The organism is Limnohabitans sp. Rim8, from assembly GCF_943326455.1.
Taxonomy (GTDB): Bacteria; Pseudomonadota; Gammaproteobacteria; order Burkholderiales; family Burkholderiaceae_C; genus Limnohabitans_A.
Map to the genome: position 1 here is coordinate 1 of NZ_CALPTI020000021.1, position 18,103 is coordinate 18,103.

Consider the following 18,103-nt stretch of genomic DNA (forward strand, 5'->3'; position numbering starts at 1 on the left):
AACTCACCGGCAAATTGGAGCGGGAAACGGGAATCGAACCCGTGTCATTAGCTTGGAAGGCTAAGGTTCTACCATTAAACTACTCCCGCACTGATTGCACCGCACGAGTGGATGCGACGCCAATGCTTGAAACCATTTCCAATTGCTCAATCAAGCCGGCTTTCGCCAGTTTGCTGGTGGAGGAGACTGGATTCGAACCAGTGTAGGCGTAAGCCAACAGATTTACAGTCTGCCCCCTTTAGCCACTCGGGCACCCCTCCAGAAGCGAGTCTTAGATTATGCCATCTTTTTGTGACAACGCGCAAGTCAGCATGGAACTTTTCACCATGCGATGGGCTGCCTGCCCGTTTGGCTCATAAAAAGTTGGGCACGGGCGAAATGGCCGCACCCCAAAAAAGGCAGGGGGGGCCGCAAGGCAGACAGCGGTGAGGGGTGATTGGCCTGAAGGATCAAATGTCTGGACGAGCCCGCCACAGCATCCAGTATTGTCTTCTTGGCTTGCGCATGCGCACCCCACAACATGAACACGACGGGCCCGGGGCTTTCAGCCACAGCGGCAACCAAGGCATCGGTCAACGCCTCCCATCCCCAGCGGGCATGGCTGCCAGCCTGTCCCGCCTCAACCGTCAAACAAGTATTGAGCAGCAACACGCCCTGCTGAGCCCAGTGCACCAGCGACCCATGTGGCGGCACAGGCAAACCCAAACTTTCTTGCAGTTCTTTGAAAATATTTCGCAGACTGGGCGGGATCCGCACCCCCGGTGGCACCGAAAACGCCAGCCCGTGCGCTTGGCCGGGCCCATGGTAGGGGTCTTGGCCCAGAATCACCACGCGAACGTCTTTCAGAGGCGTCAGGCTGAGCGCCTTGAATGGCTCTGGCGGAAAAACGACTTGCCCAACCCTCAGGGCATCGGACAATCGCGAAGACAGCGCACGGCCCGCATCACTGCTCAAAAAACCTTGTACCAGAGTGGCCCAGCCTTCATCCATCCCCGATAAATCTGGCGGCCAACACACCAAGCGATCGCAACCCATGGGTGAATCGCCCAAATCAAGAGACTGCTGCGCCAATCCAGAGGGCATCAGGCAAAGAGCTTGGCCAAGGCCTCACCAGGCTCGTCAGCGCGCATAAAAGCCTCACCCACCAAAAAGGCGTGGACCTTGGCCTCACGCATGAGACGAACATCGTCGGGTGTTTGGATTCCGCTTTCGGTGACCAGCAAACGATCGGCAGGCACGTCGGACAACATGTCCAAGGTGGTCTGCAATGACACCTCAAATGTTTTCAAGTTGCGGTTGTTGATGCCAACAAGGCGCGTCTTGAGTTTCAGTGCTCGCTCAAGTTCGGCGCGGTCATGCACTTCGACCAAGACCGCCATGTCCAAGCTGCGGGCTACGGCCTCCATGTCGGCCATCTGGGCATCGTCCAAGCAGGCCGCGATCAATAAAATCGCATCGGCACCCATGGCCCGGGCTTCATAGATCTGATACACATCGATCATGAAGTCTTTGCGCAACACAGGCAGGTCGCAGCTGGCGCGGGCCTGCTTCAAGAAATCAACGCTGCCCTGAAAAAACCGCTTGTCGGTCAACACCGACAAACATGCTGCACCGAATTCGGCATAGCTCTGGGCGATATCCGCTGGAATGAACTCAGCCCGCAAAACGCCTTTAGAGGGACTGGCTTTCTTGACTTCTGCGATGACTGCCGCTTGGCCAACGGTGATTTTGGCACGCATGGCGCCTTCAAAGTCTCTGGTCAGCACACGGCTTTCGGCGTCGGCTCGGACCACATCCAAGGGTTTGTGCCTGAGCGCAGCAGCCACTTCTTCGCGCTTGACTGCCACAATTTTGTCCAAGATGTCACTCATGATTTGCTTTCTGTCCGAGCTCCGAGGCTCAGAGGGGGGAAATTCAAAATGGCTCAAGCCGCCTTCTGGCCAAAGGCCACAAACTGCGCCAGCTTGGCTTTGGCGGCGCCCGACTCAATGGCCGCCTTGGCGCGTGAGAGCCCGTCGGCGATGCTGCTGGCCACATTGGCCGCGTACAAAGCTGCGCCGGCATTGATCATGACGATGTCTCGCGCCGCACCCGACTGATTGTCCAACACGCTGCGCAGCATGGCCATCGACTGCTCCGGTGTATCGACCTTCAGCGCACGGTTGCTGGCCATGGTCAACCCAAAGTCTTCGGGGTGAATTTCGTATTCGGTAATCTGGCCATTTTTCAATTCACCCACCAAAGTGGTGGCGCCCAAGCTGATCTCGTCCATGCCATCGCGCCCATAGACCACCACCGCGTGCTCAGCGCCCAAACGCTGCAAGGCACGCACCTGGATACCCACCAAGTCAGAGTGAAATACACCCATCAGAATATTGGGGGCACTGGCAGGATTGGTCAAAGGCCCGAGGATGTTGAACATCGTGCGCACGCCGAGCTCCTTGCGCACAGGGGCCACGTTTTTCATGGCCGGATGGTGATTGGGCGCGAACATGAAACCGATGCCGACCTCTTCGATCGATCGGGCAATTTGCTCAGGCGACAAATGGATGTTGCCACCCAAAGCCTCAACCACATCGGCGCTGCCGGACTTGCTGCTCACGCTGCGGCCACCGTGTTTGGCCGTTTTGGCCCCTGCCGCGGCAGCCACAAACATGGCGCAAGTCGAGATGTTGAAAGTGTGCGCACCGTCTCCGCCTGTGCCCACAATGTCAACCAAATGAGTGGGGTCGGCCACATGGACCTTGGTGGAAAACTCGCGCATCACCTGCGCAGCGGCGGTGATCTCGCCAATGGTTTCTTTTTTGACGCGCAAACCCGTGAGCAAAGAAGCCATCATGACGGGTGACAACTCTCCATTCATGATCATGCGCATGATGTGCAGCATCTCGTCATGGAAAATTTCGCGGTGCTCAATGGTGCGTTGCAGTGCTTCTTGGGGGGTGATGGGCATGGCGTCGTCCTGATGGGAATGGGTGTTCAGTAAATACCAGACGGGGATGATCCCGTGCCGTTGGTCGCCAAAGGCTGGACCATGAAACGGCGAATGCAAGCGATGGCGAAGTCGACACGTGCAGCGTCCACATCCAGGTGCGTCACAAAACGCAGGCCGATCAAACCTGTGGCCAAAACACCTTGGGCCTTGAGTTCGGCCAACAAGGCGGGGCCACGGCCATCGGCCACGTCCACAAACACGATATTGGTTTGCGCAGAACGCACGCTCAGACCGGGCAAGCCCTGCAGGCCTTGGGCCAAGCGCTGAGCTAGAGCATGGTCATCGGCCAGGCGGTCCACATGGTGAGCCAGGGCATGCAAAGCTCCAGCGGCCAAAATGCCGGACTGGCGCATACCGCCGCCCAGCACCTTGCGCCAGCGAAGTGCACAGGCGATCAATTCACGAGAACCGCACAAGGCCGAGCCCACCGGCGCGCCCAAGCCCTTGCTGAAACACACGGACACGCTGTCGAAATGGTCAACGATTCGGCGTACGCTGGCCGTGACCGATCCGCCGTCTGCCTGCGCCACGGCGGCATTGAACAAGCGGGCGCCATCCAGATGCGTGGCCAAGCCATGCCGTTTGGCCAAACCTGTGGCTTGCGCCAAATAGTCCTGCGACATGGGGTGACCGTTCCAAGTGTTTTCCAGCGCCAGCAAGCGTGTACGGGCAAAGTGGCAATCGATCGGCTTGATGGCTGCTGCAATATCGGCCAGAGACATTTCACCCGCAGCGTTTTGCGCCAGCGGCTGCGGCTGGATGCTGCCCAGCACCGCCGCACCGCCGCCTTCGTAGCGGTAGGTGTGGGCGTTTTGCCCCACGATGTACTCGTCGCCCCGCTCGCAGTGCGCCATCAAAGCACACAGGTTGCTCTGCGTTCCGGTGGGCATGAACAGCGCGGCCTCTTTGCCCGTGAGTTGGGCGATGCGTTCTTGCAAGGCGTTGACGCTGGGGTCGTCACCAAACACATCGTCTCCCAAGGGGGCGCGCAACATGGCTTCCCGCATGGCTGCGGTGGGCTGGGTGACGGTGTCGCTGCGCAGGTCAATGGGCATTTTCATGGTCGCACCAAAAAGTTCTTGAGCATGGCGTGACCATGCTCGGTCAGGATGGATTCGGGGTGGAACTGCACGCCTTCGATGTCCAGCTCGGTGTGGCGCACGCCCATGATCTCGCCGTCGTCGGTCCAAGCGGTGACTTTCAGGCAAGGCGGACACGTGGCCCGCTGAATGGCCAAAGAGTGGTAACGGTTAACGGTGAACTGCGGGGGCAAGCCTGCGAAAACGCCGTCTTGCGTGGTGGTGATGACACTGGTCTTACCATGCATCAACTCCTGAGCACGAACGATCTTGCCGCCAAAGGCTGCGCCAATGCTCTGGTGCCCGAGGCACACACCCAAAATGGGCAACTGGCCTGCGAAATGTTGAATGGCCGCCACCGAAATACCCGCCTCGGCGGGTGAACACGGGCCAGGCGAAATCACCAACCGGTCAGGCTGGCGTGCCGCAATGCCTTCCAGCGTGATCTCGTCGTTGCGAAAAACCTCAACCTCCGCGCCCAACTCGCCAAAATACTGCACGATGTTGAAAGTGAAGGAGTCGTAGTTGTCGACCATCAGGAGTTTGATTTTTTTCGACATGATCACTCCAGCCCTTCTTCAACCAACTCGCTGGCCCGCAACAAGGCACGCGCCTTGTGCTCGGTTTCGCGCCACTCCATCTCGGGCACCGAATCGGCTACCACACCGGCCGCGGCCTGCACGTAGAGCATCTGGTCCTTGATGACGGCAGTGCGTATCGCAATCGCCACATCCATGTCGCCCGCATAGCTGATGTAGCCACACGCGCCGCCGTAGATGCCGCGCTTGACGGGTTCGAACTGATCAATCAACTCCATCGCGTGAACTTTGGGTGCGCCCGTAAGAGTGCCTGCAGGAAAAGTGGCTTTGAGCACGTCCATGTTGCTCATGCCGTCGTTGAGCATTCCCTCGACGTTGCTGACGATGTGCATGACGTGGCTGTAGCGCTCAACCACAAAGGCCTCGGTCACCTTGACCGAGCCAATCTGGGCGATGCGCCCAATGTCGTTACGGGCCAGATCGATCAGCATCACATGCTCGGCGCGCTCTTTGGGGTCATTGATCAGTTCTTGCTCGGCGGCCTTGTCTTTTTCGGGCGTGGCGCCACGAGGGCGTGTGCCCGCCAGAGGACGGATGATGACTTTGGCGCCTTCTTCGGTTTGCTCCTGGCGCACCAAAATTTCGGGGCTGGCCCCGACGACATGGAAGTCGCCGAAGTTGTAGAAATACATGTAAGGGCTGGGGTTGAGCGAGCGCAGCGCACGGTACAGGGATAGTGGACTCTCCGTGTAGCGCTTTTTGATGCGCTGACCCACCTGCACCTGCATGAAGTCGCCGCCGGCGATCAATTCCTTGGCTTTTTCGACGGCGGCGATGTAATCGGCCTTGGAAAAATCGCGCTCAGCCGGGTAAGACTGAGTGGGCTTGACCACCGGGGCACTGACCGAGTATTTGAGCTGCTCTTTCAGATCGCGCAGGCGCTTTTTCGCGCCCACATAGGCCTCTGGCGTGGCCGGGTCGGCATAGACAATGAGGTAGAGCTTGCCCGACAAGTTGTCGATCACGGCCAGTTCTTCGCATTGCAACAACAGAATGTCGGGCGTGCCCAAGGTATCCGGCGGGCAGGTTTTTTCAAGCTTTTTCTCGATGTAGCGCACCGCGTCATAACCGAAATAGCCTGCCAGACCACCACAAAAGCGGGGCAAACCCGGGCGCAAGGCCACCTTGAAACGCTTTTGGTACTGCTCGATGAAATCCAGTGGATTGCCCGTAGCGGACTCGATGACCTTCCCCTCTCGCACCACCTCGGTCTTGGCCTCGGCCCCAAAACCACTGGCCCTGAGCAAGGTGCGCGCAGGCAAGCCAATAAAACTGTAGCGCCCAAAACGCTCGCCACCCACCACCGATTCGAGCAAGAAGCTGTATTGGCCGTTGTCTTTGGTGTGCGCCAGTTTCAGGTAAAGCGACAGGGGTGTTTCCAGGTCCGCAAAGGCCTCGATCATGAGGGGAATGCGGTTGTAGCCTTGGCTGGCCAGGCTTTTGAATTCAAGTTCAGTGATCACAGGCTAATGCCTCCAAAGCGCTCAGCAAGCTTGTGCAAGCTGCTTTTCATTCTTCCAGGTGCCCGGTCATGGTGTAAAGGAATCCGGGCGCGGGTGGCGGGCAAGCCGCAGAGTCGATGGGGTCAGGCTGGCTGACGCCAGGGCCAGGCTCCCCGGCCTTCCGAAAGGGAATGGCTCGGCAGGCAGGCTGCGCTGGAATGGTGATGGAGGGTGAACATGGTGTTGAGAGTGTAGCAAAGGCCCGAGACGCTTTGGTTGAGACCCAAGCAAGCACTTTGGGAGCTTGGTCAAACTGCCCTCCTTGCTCAACGCTTCGCAGGCGTATTCAAGCGTTCAAGCGTGCAGGCAGGTCGGCAAGGCTGTCTAACCAGGCAGCAGCAGGCGTGTCTTGCACGGGTTGGCCATGGTTGTAGCCATAAGTCACCAGCACCACCGGGCACCCTGCAGCGTGAGCGGCTTGGGCATCGTTGCTGGAGTCGCCCACCATCAAGGTGCGCGCCACAGAAGTGCCCAAAGCTTCGCAGGTTTTTAAGATGGGCAAAGGATCGGGCTTTTTGCGCTCGAAACTGTCCCCACCAAACACAGGGCCAAAGAAGTGCGTCAAGGCCTTGTCTTTGAGCAAGGCTTGAGCAAAGGCCAAGGGCTTGTTGGTCAGACACGCCATGGGCACGTTGTTGGCCGCCAAGTGTTTCAGGACGTCCAGCACGCCGGGGTAGACGTCAGCGAATTGGCCGTTGATGGCCAAATAGTGGTGCTGGTAGCGCTGCCAAGCGCGGTCAAACAAGGCGTCCACCGTCAAGGCTGCACACGCTTGCCCCACCCCTTTGACTTCGGGTCTGGCGATTTGGTGCGCCAGCAGGCTGCGGATCAGGTGCTCCGAGCCTTTGCCAATGGCTTGCGCAATCAGCGCGTCCGATACCGGGGGCAAGTCCAGATCGACCATGGTGCGGTGCAGGGCCACCTGGAAATCGCCCAAGGTGTGCACCAAAGTGCCGTCCAGATCAAAAATAACAGCTTCGATCTGCGTCAGATCTTGCAAATTTTGCATCGTACTCAAGCCCACTTAGCCCAAAGCCACGCGCATCTGGTCGATCACGGCTTTGTAATCGGGCTTGCCGAAAATCGCACTGCCGGCCACAAAGGTGTCGGCCCCGGCATCGGCCACGCGTCGAATGTTGTCGGTTTTGATACCGCCATCGACCTCTAGGCGAATGTCACGGCCGCTGGCATCGATCAGTTTGCGCGCTTGCTCGATCTTGCGCAGCGCTGAGTCAATGAAACTTTGACCGCCAAAGCCCGGGTTGACGCTCATGATGAGGATCAGGTCGATCTCATCGATGGTCCACTCCAGCACATCGAGCGGTTCTGCCGGGTTGAACACCAAACCCGCCTTCACGCCCTTGGCTTTGATGGCCTGAATGCTGCGGTGTACATGCCCACTGGCATCAGGATGGAAGCTGACGAGGTCCGCTCCGGCATCGGCAAAAGACGCGGCCAAGGCGTCCACGGGCGAGACCATCAAATGGACATCGATTGGCACCGCCACGCCTGCCGCTGTTATGGCGTGCGGCTTCAGAGCTTGGCAGATCATGGGCCCAAAGGTCAGGTTGGGGACGTAATGGTTGTCCATCACGTCGAAATGGATCCAGTCGGCGCCAGCGTCGATGACGCTTTTGACTTCGTCACCCAAGCGAGCGAAATCAGCCGAGAGAATGGAAGGGGCAATGCGGTAGGTCTTCGTCATCCCAGAATTGTCGCAGTTAACATCGGCCCATGTCTGCTTACAACGTTCAAATCGATGTCGTGCCCCAATACGTGGCCGACCAAAGCAAGCCCTTGCAAGAGGTTTTTGCCTTTGCTTACACCGTCACGGTGACCAATACCGGCAAGGTGCCAGTGCAATTGATTTCCCGTCATTGGGTCATTCAAGACGAGCGCGGGCATTCTGAAGAGGTCAAAGGTTTGGGCGTTGTCGGTCAACAGCCTCTTTTGCGGCCAGGTGAATCCTTCCAATACAGCAGCGGCTGCCGTTTGCGGGCCCCAAGTGGAACCATGGGCGGCAGTTATTTCTTTGTGGCAGAAGATGGTCACCGCTTCGACGCGGCCATCGGCACCTTCGTATTGGAATCGTCCAACACGATACCAGCGGGCCGCACTCTGCACTGAGCCTCTCCAGCGAAGTTGCGGTTAAGCTCAGGCCATGGGTGAATTTGAGCTGATCGAGCGCTACTTCAAACGGCCTGCACGGCAAGCGGCTGTTGGCATTGGCGACGACTGCGCTGTGTGGACACCCCACCCCGGTCACCAGTTGGCTTTTTCGGCCGACATGCTGGTCGAAGGGCGTCACTTTTTGTCCACGGTATCTCCCCGGTCTTTGGGCCACAAAGCCTTGGCTGTGAACCTGAGTGATTTGGCTGCGTGTGGTGCAACCCCTCGTGCTTTTTTGCTGTCCTTGTCATTGCCCCGCTCTGACGAAGAGTGGCTATCGGGTTTCTCTCAGGGCCTGTTGACTTTGGCCGATTCGCACGCCTGTGAGTTGATCGGTGGTGACACCACCCAAGGTCCTTTGAACATCGCCATCACCGTGATGGGCGAAACCCCCCATGGGCAAGCCATTTTGCGCAGCACAGCGCAAACAGGGGACGACATTTATGTGAGCGGTCATTTGGGCGATGCGCGACTGGCCTTGGAGGTTTTTAGAGGCAACTTGAGCGTACCGCAAGCTGTTTTTGACCTGGCCAGGGCACGCATGGAAACCCCGACACCGCGCATGGCGTTGGGCACTTCTTTGCGCGGCATTGCCAGTGCAATGGCCGATGTCAGCGATGGCTTGCTGGGTGACTTGGGGCATATCCTCAAGGCCAGCGGCGTCGGCGCCCAGTTGAACTTGTCCGTCCTGTCGCAGCTGATGCTCACCCGCCAAGCCTGGGACTGCCCCTGTGAATGGCTGCTGCGCTGCGTATTGTCTGGCGGTGACGACTACGAACTGGTGTTCACCGCCCCGCCAGCATCGCAGCAATCGGTTGAAGCGGCCGCTTTGAGCAGCGGAACACCCATCACCCGCATCGGCCGCATCACGCCAGGCAGAGGCTTGGTGGTGATGGATGACAACGGGGATGTTGTACACCACGACTTCCGTTCTTTTGACCATTTCGCATGACAATGAGCGGGCCAACGACCACCTCTGACAACACCGCCCAGCTGGGGCCAGTGCGTGCGACGGCGGCATTCATGTTCAAACACCCGGCACACGCGATCGCTTTGGGTTTTGGTTCGGGCCTTTCGCCCAAAGCCCCAGGCACCGTCGGTAGCTTGTGGGGGTGGGCGTCTTGGTTGCTGATCCAACACAACTTGTCGTTGCCACTTCAAGCTGCTTTGATCGTGACGGGCTTGCTTTTAGGTTGGTGGGCTTGCACGGTCACCGCGCGCAACCTCCGCGTGAGCGACCCCGGCGCCATTGTTTGGGATGAGATTTTGGCCATGTGGCTGATTTTTTTCGTCCTTATGCCCACCGACTTCACTGGACAGTTGGTGGCGTTTGGCCTGTTTCGTTTTTTCGACGCTGTCAAGCCAGGTCCTGTGGCTTGGGCCGATCGTTTGTTCAAGGGTTTTGGATGGCGAGGCGGTTGGGGCATCGTCTTTGACGATCTGATCGCCGCCTTTTGCACCCTTTTCGTCATCGCACTTTGGAGGTCATTTGTATGACTGATGTCACCTCTCTTTTAGCGGACCGCCTGACCTCATTAGGCTGGATGATGGCCACCGCCGAAAGCTGCACTGGCGGTTTGATTGCCGCCCATTGCACCGACTTGCCAGGGTCCAGCCGGTGGTTTGAACGCGGTTTTGTGACCTATTCGAATGCGGCCAAAACCGATTTGCTGGGTGTTCGCCCGGAAGTCATCGCCGCCGAAGGTGCTGTCAGCGAGGATGTAGCCCGCGCCATGGCCTTGGGCGCTTTTTACAGAACACCCGCCCGAGTCTCGTTAGCGGTCACGGGCATTGCCGGCCCCGACGGAGGAAGCGCCGACAAGCCCATAGGCACTGTCTGGCTGGCTTGGTGCATCGACGGTCAGCTTCACGCTGAGCGGCAAACATTTGGGGGCGACCGGCATAAGGTGCGGCAAGCCACTGTGGCTTGGGCTTTGGAGGGATTGATGAAAAGATTGCCCCAAACCGCCACCTGACGGCGCCCAATGCAAGGAAAAAACCATCAAAAAACCCGCTGCAAAGCGGGTTTTTTGATGGTGGCGCAGCCCCTAGGGCTGCTCAAGGAATCAAGCTGCAGCGAGCCAGTACCCTGCATTGAAAGGGCTGCTCATGCGCAGCGCCAAAGGCGAGACATCCACCAACTTGTCGGTGGGCATTTTTTCGCCTTCCTCGACCGACTCGGCCATGATGGCATCCTCGGTTTGTGCCTCAATCGCCCGTCCTGCTTGGCTGTTTTGCGCAGAACGGGCTACAGAAAAGAATAGAAGCATCGGAAGGGTACCTTCCTGTCTCCCCAGAAATCGGCCGTGTCACGGAAGATGTCCAGCAATTGCTCGCGGGCCTCTTTGTCGAATTTCACGTGGGCCGGAATCTGCTCCAACACCACAATGAAGCCGGGCTGTGGGCCCGATTTGTGCAAAGGGTCTGTCATGCAGTCGTAGAGCGCATCAAAATTTTTGCCGAAGTGCGATGGCAAAGTGAATTGCGCACCAATCAAATCCAGCACATCCTGTTTGCTCTGGGCTTCCGCCAAGTTGGCGTACAAAAAGTGATGCCCCAATCCTTGGGCGGCTTCCTGCAGGTCGCTCACGCGGTAAGCGCGAATCGACTGCACGATGTTTGACCGCACACCCTTCAGGGGCGCCTCTTGGTCATGGCGTGTCAGCGTGTCCATCTCCGTGGTCTTTCTCAAACAAAAATCAAGGTCGGTCAACCATCATGCGAAAACTCGCGTAATGGTCTTGTGTGTAGTAACAGGCTTTAGGCTCCGCAGGGACTGGACCACCGCAAACAATGCGGCGGGCCCCACGGCTGCGCTCTCCAGGGGTCCTGACGGTGTATTCGCGGTAAAACCCGCGGTCTTGACGAGGCAAAAGCCGTTCACGGTTGCCAAAAACAGTCCCGTCCTTTTCGTAAGGAAAAGGACCACCCTTTCGAATGGTTTGGTACGTTTCTTGCGCTTCGCGGGGCAAATCGGCCACCAACACGGTGGCCAAGCTCGTCACCTCAACGGGCTGCTTGGCATGCACCAAAACCGTGCAAGCCATCCAAACAAGGCCCAACAACACTGCAAACCAGTGCTGGCGGGACACCAATTGCTGGGCCACCTTCATGAGTACACCTTTCAGGAGCCTCCGGGTTTACCCGAAAACTTGAAGGCGCTAGTGTGCGACAAATGCGATAAAAATGCAAGCGAATGCCCAATAAACAGGCCAATGTATTTGGGGCATTTTTACCGCATGTGAGGACACACTCCCATTTGGGCTCTTATCTGGCCGCGTTGGCGTCTGCCACGGTCAAAGCCGTCATGTTCACAATCCGGCGCACAGTCGTGCTGGGCGTCAAAATATGAACGGGTTTGGCAGCGCCCAGCAAAACTGGACCCACCGCAATGTTGCCGCCCGCAGCGGTTTTGAGCAAGTTGTAGGCGATATTGGCCGCATCGATATTGGGCAAAACCAGCAAGTTGGCATCGCCAATCAAAGTGCTGTTGGGCATGATGGCGTGGCGTGCGGCGGCGTCCAAAGCCACATCCCCGTGCATTTCGCCGTCCACTTCAAGCCACGGGGCCTTCTGGCGCAACAGCTCCAACACATCGCGCATTTTGACGGCGCTGGGTTGGTTAGACGAACCAAAATTGGAGTGCGACAACAACGCCGCTTTGGGTTGAATGCCAAATCGGCGCATTTCTTCAGCCGCCATGATGGTGAATTCGGTCAATTGCTCGGCTGTTGGGTCGTAATTGACATGGGTGTCGACCATGAAAACCTGGCGTCCCGGCAACATCAAACCGTTCATGCAAGCAAACGTATTGACGCCCGCACGCTTGCCGATGACTTGGTCGATGTAATTCAGGTGCATCGGGTTGGTGCCCCATGTGCCACAAATCATGCCGTCCACATCACCTTTTTGCAGCAACATGGCACCAATGAGCGACAAACGGCGGCGCATCTCGATCTTGGCCATTTGCTGGGTAATGCCCTTGCGCTCAGTCATGCGGTGGTAAGTCTGCCAAAAATCCCGGTAACGGTGGTCGTCTTCAACGTTGACCACGTCGTAATCGAGCTCTTCTTTCAGGCGCAGACCGAACTTCTCGATGCGCTCGGCAATCACAGCAGGGCGACCAATCAAGGTGGGGCGGGCAATGCCCTCGTCCACCACGATTTGCGAGGCGCGCAACACCCGCTCTTCTTCACCTTCACTGTAGGCGATGCGTTTTTTCAGGGCGCGTTTGGCGGCCGTGAAAATGGGCTTCATCATGGTGCCAGAGGCATAGACAAAACCTTGCAGACTTTCGCGGTAAGCGTCCATGTCCTTGATGGGCCTCAAAGCCACACCACTTTCGGCCGCCGCTTGGGCAACCGCAGGCGCAATTTTGATCATCAAACGCGGATCAAAGGGCTTGGGGATCAAGTACTCAGGGCCAAAGGCCAAAGGCTCGCCCACGTAAGCAGCTGCCACCACTTCGCTTTGCTCGGCTTGGGCCAATTCGGCGATCGCATGAACAGCGGCAATCTCCATCTCCAAAGTGATGGTCGAAGCACCCGCATCCAAAGCGCCCCTGAAAATATAGGGGAAACACAGGACGTTGTTGACCTGGTTCGGGTAGTCGGTGCGACCCGTTGCCATGATCGCGTCGTCGCGCACAGCTTTGACGTCTTCGGGGTTGATTTCGGGGTTGGGGTTGGCCAGCGCAAAAATTAGGGGCTTGGCGGCCATGGACTTGACCATGTCTTGCTTGAGGACGCCGCCCGCCGACAAACCCAAGAACACGTCGGCCCCAGCAATGACTTGCGCCAAAGTGCGGTGCTCGGTCTTTTGCACAAACTGAATCTTGTCTTCGTCCATCAGCTCGGTGCGCCCTTCATAGACCACGCCAGCCAAATCGGTGACCCAAATGTTTTCGCGTGGAATGCCCAGCTTGACCAACAAGCCCAAGCAAGCCAGCGCCGCAGCGCCCGCGCCCGAGGTGACCAGCTTGATCTGTTTGGGGTCTTTGCCCACGACTTTGAGGCCGTTCAAAATGGCGGCACCCACCACAATGGCAGTGCCGTGCTGGTCGTCGTGAAAGACCGGGATTTTCATGCGCTCACGCAATTTGCGCTCAATGTAGAAGCAGTCTGGCGCCTTGATGTCTTCGAGGTTGATGCCACCAAAGGTGGGCTCCAGCGAGGCGATGATCTCGACCAACTTGTCCGGGTCTTTTTCATTGATTTCGATGTCAAACACGTCAATGCCCGAGAACTTCTTGAACAAAACGCCTTTGCCCTCCATGACCGGCTTGCTGGCCAGCGGGCCGATGTCGCCCAGACCGAGCACCGCCGTGCCATTGGTCACCACACCCACCAAGTTGCCACGGCTGGTGTATTTGAAAGCGTTGGCCGGGTCTTTGACGATTTCTTCACAAGGCGCAGCAACGCCTGGCGAATAGGCCAAAGCCAAATCGTGCTGGTTGACCAGTTGTTTGGTGGCTGCAATGGCCACCTTGCCGGGGGTCGGAAACTCATGGTATTCGAGCGCCGCTTTGCGCAGTTGTGCGCGCTTTTCTTCGGCTTGAACCTTGTTGGTCATGGATGTACTCCGCTTTGATAATTTGCCTGTGGACTGCTGGGGTTCAGCCGTCTTCGTCTGTCCGTTCGAACACATTGGTGTGCGTGCTTGAATGGCGGTCTTTTCATTGTAGGCCCCGGATTAGGGGGTCAAGACTGCGTAAATCTGCGTAGCAAGTGAGTTGGCTTTTGACTTTTTGGCACAAATAGAGCGCTTTAACGCCTGTGTTTCCAGGCTTTGTACTGCAAAGCTTGGAGGATACTGACCGATCTGTGGCCCTGCACCACATGAAATGAAGCGCCTGCCCTCAGCGTTCCCGGCTTGTCCACCGCCAAATAAAACCCGCAACGCCCACTGTCCACCATGTCTTTGGCGGCTCCGGCGTAGCCCATGACCGCGTTGAACTTGCCGCAAGGCTCGCGAGGCTGTGTCACGCGCAAAACCACATCGCCAAAGTTCAGGCAGTCGCCCACAAAGAGGTCTTGCTCAAGCACGCCTTGCAGGCTCAGGTTTTCGCCCAAGTAGCCAGGCGTTAGGGCTTCTTCAAACATCGTCGCACCCCGGGTTTGGCGCTGCACCTGCCACCAGGCCAGGTGCTCGGACGGGAGGGCATACACGGCTTTGCTCAAGCCGCCATGTACCGACAAGTCGGCCTGATCGTCACCGGCAAGGCCCAGAACCCCCACTTCGATGGGACCAGCGACAGCCGTTTTGCCAATGGCCGAGACCATTTTGCGCCCGCCCACCATCAGGGGACGAACCTGGCCGGTCTGGATGGAGATCAGTGTGCCCGACACCACATGCCGAAAACTGGATGGCATGGGCCCTTCAGCCCCGCATCAAGGCTTCAATCTCGTCGGCCTTGACCGGCACGCCGCGGGTGATCAGCTCACAACCCGTGGCGGTCACGATGGCGTCGTCTTCGATGCGGATGCCGATGTGGTAGAACTTCTCAGGCACGCCCGGGGCGGGACGCACATACAAGCCCGGCTCGATGGTCAAAACCATACCCGGCTGCAAGATGCGGCTGGGGCGGTCCTTGATCAATTCTCCGCTCAGCGGGTCTTTGCGCTCACTGACCTGGCCCACCTGCGACGGTTCGACATAGCTGCCGCAGTCGTGCACATCCATGCCCAGCCAGTGGCCAGTGCGGTGCATGTAAAACTGAAAATAACTGCGGTTGGCGATCACGTCCTGCGCGTTGCCGACCTTGTTCTTGTCGAGCAAGCCAACATCCAAGAGGCCCTGCGCCAGCACGGCCACGGTGGCCTCGTGCGGATCCACAAAACGGGCACCCGCCTTGGTGGCAGCCACGGCCGCATCTTGTGAGGCCAGCACCAGGTCGTACAAAGCGCGTTGTGGGCCGGTGAATTGGCCGTTGGCCGGAAAGGTGCGTGTGATGTCGCTGGCGTAGCCGTCCAACTCGCAACCCGCGTCGATCAGCACCATGTCGCCGTCTTTGATCAAAGCCGCATCGGCGCGGTAGTGCAGCACGCAGGCATTGGCGCCGCCTGCGACGATGGAGCCATAGGCCGGGTATTGAGAGCCGTTTTGGCGAAATTCGTGCAGCAACTCGGCATCCAAGTGGTATTCGCGCACCTCTTGACCCGCACGCAGCATGGCCGCGCTGCGCTGCATGGCGCGGATGTGGGCGCGGGCGCTGATGGCACTGGCCCGGCGCATGATGTCCTGCTCGTGCGCGTCTTTGACCAAGCGCATTTCATCCAGCAAGCTGCACAAATCGCGCTGCTGCTCGGGACACATTGCGCCATAGCGCACCCGTGCGCGCACCGACTGCAACCAACCGGCCACCAAACCTTCCAGCCCAGCGTGGATGGCAAACGGATACCAAACGGTGCTGCGGTTTTCGAGCAACTTGGGCATGTGCGCGGCCATCTCGCTGATCGGCAAAGCCCTGTCCACGCCCAAAGCTGCGGGTGCCGCGTCTGGCCCCAAGCGGATACCGTCCCAGATTTCACGCTCCAGGTCTTTGGGCTGGCAAAACAGCGTGGTTTCTCCCTCAGCAGTGATGACCAGACTGGCATGGGGCTCGGTGAAACCGGTCAGGTAATAAAAGTAGCTGTCGTGCCGGTACAGGTAATCGCTGTCGCGGTTGCGCTGGCGCTCGGGCGCGGTGGGGATGATGGCGATACCGCCCGAGCCCAGTTGGGCAGCAAGGCGGGCACGGCGTTGGGTGTAAATCGTCTGGGTGGTCATGCTGTAATTCTAGGCAGATCCCTGTTGAGCTGCGCCAAACGCTCCGGCGTACCCACATCGGTCCAGTCGCCGGCATAAACCTCACCCGTCACCAAACCTCTGTCCATCGCGGCCCGCAGCAAGGGGGCCAGGGCCAGGGCGACGCCATCCGGGTTGCCGGGCAGCAGGCCACATCCTGCAAAAAATGATCTTTTGTACAAGGCAATGGTGCTGAAGGTGTGATCGCAGCCCACTGAGCCTTTGGCCAAATTCAGAATTTGGCCCGACGCCGACAAGCCAAAATCGCCGCTCGGGTTGTGTGCAGGGTTGGGCACCAGCCACAGGTGGGCCAAAGCCGTGCTGGCGGCAAAACGCCGAACAGACCCTGGGGCGAAGACAAAATCCGGCGCGAAGACATCGCCTGCCACCACCCAAAACACCTCAGCCAAGTGCGGCAAGGCGCGCACAATCCCACCCGCAGTTTCAAGCGCATGGCCAAAATCTTGCCCTTCGTGCGAATAGGCGATCTCTACTTCGGGCAAGCCCGCCCAAGTGATGCGTTCACCAAAGTGCGCCGGTATCTTTTCGCCCAACCACGCGGTATTGACCAACTGGCGGACAAAGCCACCCCGGGCCAGCGCCTGCATGGGCCACTGCATGAGTGGCTGTCCGCGCACCTGCAACATAGGTTTAGGAATATGGTCGGTCAAGGGGCGCATGCGCTCGCCACGTCCAGCGGCCAGCACCATGGCTTGAGCATCAAAGGTTGAAAACATGCCCCGGATATTGCCATGCCTCAGATGCTGATGGCTAAAGGCGCTCATGGGACATCCGCCCATCGCCCCCGCGTTCTACACTCTTTTGTACAACCCGTTCAATGCCAAATAAGTTGGACCCGAAAGAGCACAGCCATGACACGCCCCCTGCCCGCCGTGATTGCCGCCGCACAGAACGCCTCTCAACGCATGGCCGACCGCCACACCCCTTTTGTCATGAACGACTGGTACGTGGCCGCATTTGGCGAGGAAATCAAAGACCAGCTTTTGGCCCGCACCTTGCTGGGCCGCCGATTGGTTTTTTACAGAACCAGCGACGGCCGCGTGGTGGCATTGGAAGATCGCTGCCCCCACCGCTCCATGCCCCTGTCGGCCGGCACCCTTCAACAAGACACCATCGTGTGTGGCTACCACGGCCTGCGCTTCAACAGCGAAGGCGACTGCATCGAAGTCCCCTCGCAAGCCAATTGCCCCCACAACATGGGCATCAGGGCTTACCGGACCCAAGAACGCGGTGCGGTGGTCTGGATCTGGATGGGCGAGGAGAGCCAAGCAGACCTGAGCAAGCTGCCCGCGCAAGACTGGATGGAGAACACAGAATGGGAACGCTCACAGGGTTATTTGAGTTTGCAAGCCAGTTATGTGCGCCTCCACGAGAACCTGCTGGACTTGACCCATTTGAGCTTTTTGCACGCCAAAAGCTTTGGCACGCCCGATTACGCCAAAGCCGCATTTGAAACCGAAATCGGCGATGGCCAGTTCGCCTTGCTGCGCCAGGTGGTGCCAACCACGCTGCCCCCGGTGTGGGGTGTGCCCACTGGCCTGACAGAATCAGGCCAGGCCGCCCGCATCGTGCGCTCCGAGTTCCGCAGTCTGGGCCTGCACGAAGTGTCGGTGCTGTTTTACGACTGCCATCTGCCCGACACAGACCGCCCGCAGTTCCGCATCCGCACCGCGCACATGCCCACGCCCGAGACCGCCACTACGACGCACTACTTCATCGTGCACGGACGAGACTTTGCGCTGGACGATCCAGGCACCACGCGCTTCATGCACGATCAACTCTTCGTGGCTTTTCAGGAAGATGTGGACGGCTTGGCCTTGCAAGAACAGGCCCTGGCCAGCACGCCCGCCGAGGATTTGTACGAATTTTCAGTGGCTGCCGATGCGCCGGCAGTGGCCATGCGTCGGTATGTGCTGGCCCGGCAGCAAAAAGAAAGCCAGTCCTGATCACTGC

Annotated in this window: 20 protein-coding genes and 2 tRNA genes; 5 read left to right on the forward strand and 17 right to left on the reverse strand. The window is 58.5% G+C overall.

What is annotated here, in order from left to right; genetic code table 11:
• Positions 1–15: 15 nt before the first annotated feature.
• The 10 genes from Q1M54_RS12815 to rpe form a co-directional block, all read right to left on the reverse strand.
• Positions 16–89 (reverse strand) — tRNA-Gly (locus tag Q1M54_RS12815).
• Positions 90–174: 85 nt separating this feature from the next.
• Positions 175–260, reverse strand: a tRNA-Tyr gene (locus Q1M54_RS12820).
• A gap of 61 nt (positions 261–321) precedes the next feature.
• Positions 322–1,035 (reverse strand): uracil-DNA glycosylase, encoded by a 714-nt coding sequence (locus Q1M54_RS12825; protein WP_300557936.1) that lies wholly within the window; start codon positions 1,033–1,035, stop codon positions 322–324.
• 47 nt (positions 1,036–1,082) lie between these two features.
• Complete coding sequence (trpC, locus tag Q1M54_RS12830; protein WP_300557815.1) at positions 1,083–1,871, reverse strand: indole-3-glycerol phosphate synthase TrpC; 789 nt, start codon at positions 1,869–1,871, stop codon at positions 1,083–1,085.
• Positions 1,872–1,924: 53 nt separating this feature from the next.
• The gene (gene trpD / locus Q1M54_RS12835) at positions 1,925–2,953 is read right to left on the reverse strand and encodes an anthranilate phosphoribosyltransferase (RefSeq protein WP_300557817.1); all 1,029 of its coding nucleotides are present in this window, start codon (positions 2,951–2,953) and stop codon (positions 1,925–1,927) included.
• 26 nt (positions 2,954–2,979) lie between these two features.
• Positions 2,980–4,056 carry a low-specificity L-threonine aldolase gene (gene ltaE / locus Q1M54_RS12840; protein WP_300557819.1) on the reverse strand — a complete coding sequence of 359 codons (1,077 nt, stop codon included), beginning with the start codon at positions 4,054–4,056 and terminating at the stop codon, positions 2,980–2,982.
• Positions 4,053–4,634 carry an aminodeoxychorismate/anthranilate synthase component II gene (locus Q1M54_RS12845; RefSeq protein ID WP_300557821.1) on the reverse strand — a complete coding sequence of 194 codons (582 nt, stop codon included), beginning with the start codon at positions 4,632–4,634 and terminating at the stop codon, positions 4,053–4,055. The genes ltaE and Q1M54_RS12845 overlap by 4 nt, the downstream gene beginning before the upstream one ends.
• Positions 4,635–4,636: 2 nt before the next feature.
• A complete protein-coding gene (trpE, locus tag Q1M54_RS12850) occupies positions 4,637–6,136 on the reverse strand; it encodes an anthranilate synthase component I (protein ID WP_300557823.1) in 1,500 nt (499 codons plus the stop codon).
• A gap of 325 nt (positions 6,137–6,461) precedes the next feature.
• The gene (gene gph / locus Q1M54_RS12855) at positions 6,462–7,184 is read right to left on the reverse strand and encodes a phosphoglycolate phosphatase (RefSeq protein WP_300557825.1); all 723 of its coding nucleotides are present in this window, start codon (positions 7,182–7,184) and stop codon (positions 6,462–6,464) included.
• 15 nt (positions 7,185–7,199) lie between these two features.
• Positions 7,200–7,880, reverse strand: a complete 681-nt coding sequence (rpe, locus tag Q1M54_RS12860) for a ribulose-phosphate 3-epimerase (RefSeq protein WP_300557827.1) — start codon at positions 7,878–7,880, stop codon at positions 7,200–7,202.
• A gap of 29 nt (positions 7,881–7,909) precedes the next feature.
• Here rpe and apaG point away from each other — a divergent pair, with 29 nt between their 5' ends.
• From apaG to Q1M54_RS12880, 4 genes are read left to right on the forward strand one after another with little or no spacing between them, the layout of a single operon-like run.
• The gene (gene apaG, locus Q1M54_RS12865; RefSeq protein ID WP_300557829.1) at positions 7,910–8,302 is read left to right on the forward strand and encodes a Co2+/Mg2+ efflux protein ApaG; all 393 of its coding nucleotides are present in this window, start codon (positions 7,910–7,912) and stop codon (positions 8,300–8,302) included.
• A gap of 34 nt (positions 8,303–8,336) precedes the next feature.
• Entirely contained in the window at positions 8,337–9,296 is a 960-nt protein-coding gene (thiL, locus tag Q1M54_RS12870; protein WP_300557830.1) for a thiamine-phosphate kinase, read from the forward strand.
• Positions 9,293–9,841, forward strand: a complete 549-nt coding sequence (locus Q1M54_RS12875; RefSeq protein ID WP_300557832.1) for a phosphatidylglycerophosphatase A — start codon at positions 9,293–9,295, stop codon at positions 9,839–9,841. Before thiL ends, Q1M54_RS12875 begins: the two co-directional genes overlap by 4 nt.
• The gene (locus Q1M54_RS12880) at positions 9,838–10,320 is read left to right on the forward strand and encodes a CinA family protein (protein WP_300557834.1); all 483 of its coding nucleotides are present in this window, start codon (positions 9,838–9,840) and stop codon (positions 10,318–10,320) included. Before Q1M54_RS12875 ends, Q1M54_RS12880 begins: the two co-directional genes overlap by 4 nt.
• A 90-nt stretch (positions 10,321–10,410) precedes the next feature.
• On the opposite strand, the gene Q1M54_RS12885 is transcribed toward Q1M54_RS12880, so the two are convergent.
• From Q1M54_RS12885 to Q1M54_RS12915, 7 genes are all read right to left on the reverse strand, one after another.
• Positions 10,411–10,614 (reverse strand): hypothetical protein, encoded by a 204-nt coding sequence (locus tag Q1M54_RS12885; protein WP_300557836.1) that lies wholly within the window; start codon positions 10,612–10,614, stop codon positions 10,411–10,413.
• Positions 10,593–11,018 carry a barstar family protein gene (locus Q1M54_RS12890; protein WP_019426923.1) on the reverse strand — a complete coding sequence of 142 codons (426 nt, stop codon included), beginning with the start codon at positions 11,016–11,018 and terminating at the stop codon, positions 10,593–10,595. The genes Q1M54_RS12885 and Q1M54_RS12890 overlap by 22 nt, the downstream gene beginning before the upstream one ends.
• A 25-nt stretch (positions 11,019–11,043) precedes the next feature.
• Complete coding sequence (locus Q1M54_RS12895) at positions 11,044–11,391, reverse strand: ribonuclease domain-containing protein (protein WP_300557938.1); 348 nt, start codon at positions 11,389–11,391, stop codon at positions 11,044–11,046.
• 220 nt (positions 11,392–11,611) lie between these two features.
• On the reverse strand, positions 11,612–13,915 hold the full coding sequence (locus Q1M54_RS12900) for an NADP-dependent malic enzyme (RefSeq protein ID WP_300557839.1): 2,304 nt from the start codon (positions 13,913–13,915) through the stop codon (positions 11,612–11,614).
• Between the two features lie 194 nt (positions 13,916–14,109).
• Entirely contained in the window at positions 14,110–14,715 is a 606-nt protein-coding gene (locus tag Q1M54_RS12905; protein ID WP_300557841.1) for an MOSC domain-containing protein, read from the reverse strand.
• Between the two features lie 7 nt (positions 14,716–14,722).
• On the reverse strand, positions 14,723–16,111 hold the full coding sequence (locus Q1M54_RS12910; RefSeq protein WP_300557843.1) for an aminopeptidase P N-terminal domain-containing protein: 1,389 nt from the start codon (positions 16,109–16,111) through the stop codon (positions 14,723–14,725).
• The gene (locus Q1M54_RS12915; RefSeq protein ID WP_300557845.1) at positions 16,108–16,866 is read right to left on the reverse strand and encodes a nucleotidyltransferase family protein; all 759 of its coding nucleotides are present in this window, start codon (positions 16,864–16,866) and stop codon (positions 16,108–16,110) included. Before Q1M54_RS12915 ends, Q1M54_RS12910 begins: the two co-directional genes overlap by 4 nt.
• Positions 16,867–17,001: 135 nt before the next feature.
• On the opposite strand from Q1M54_RS12915, the gene Q1M54_RS12920 reads away from it, so the two are divergent.
• Entirely contained in the window at positions 17,002–18,096 is a 1,095-nt protein-coding gene (locus tag Q1M54_RS12920; RefSeq protein WP_300557847.1) for an aromatic ring-hydroxylating dioxygenase subunit alpha, read from the forward strand.
• Positions 18,097–18,103 lie beyond the last annotated feature (7 nt).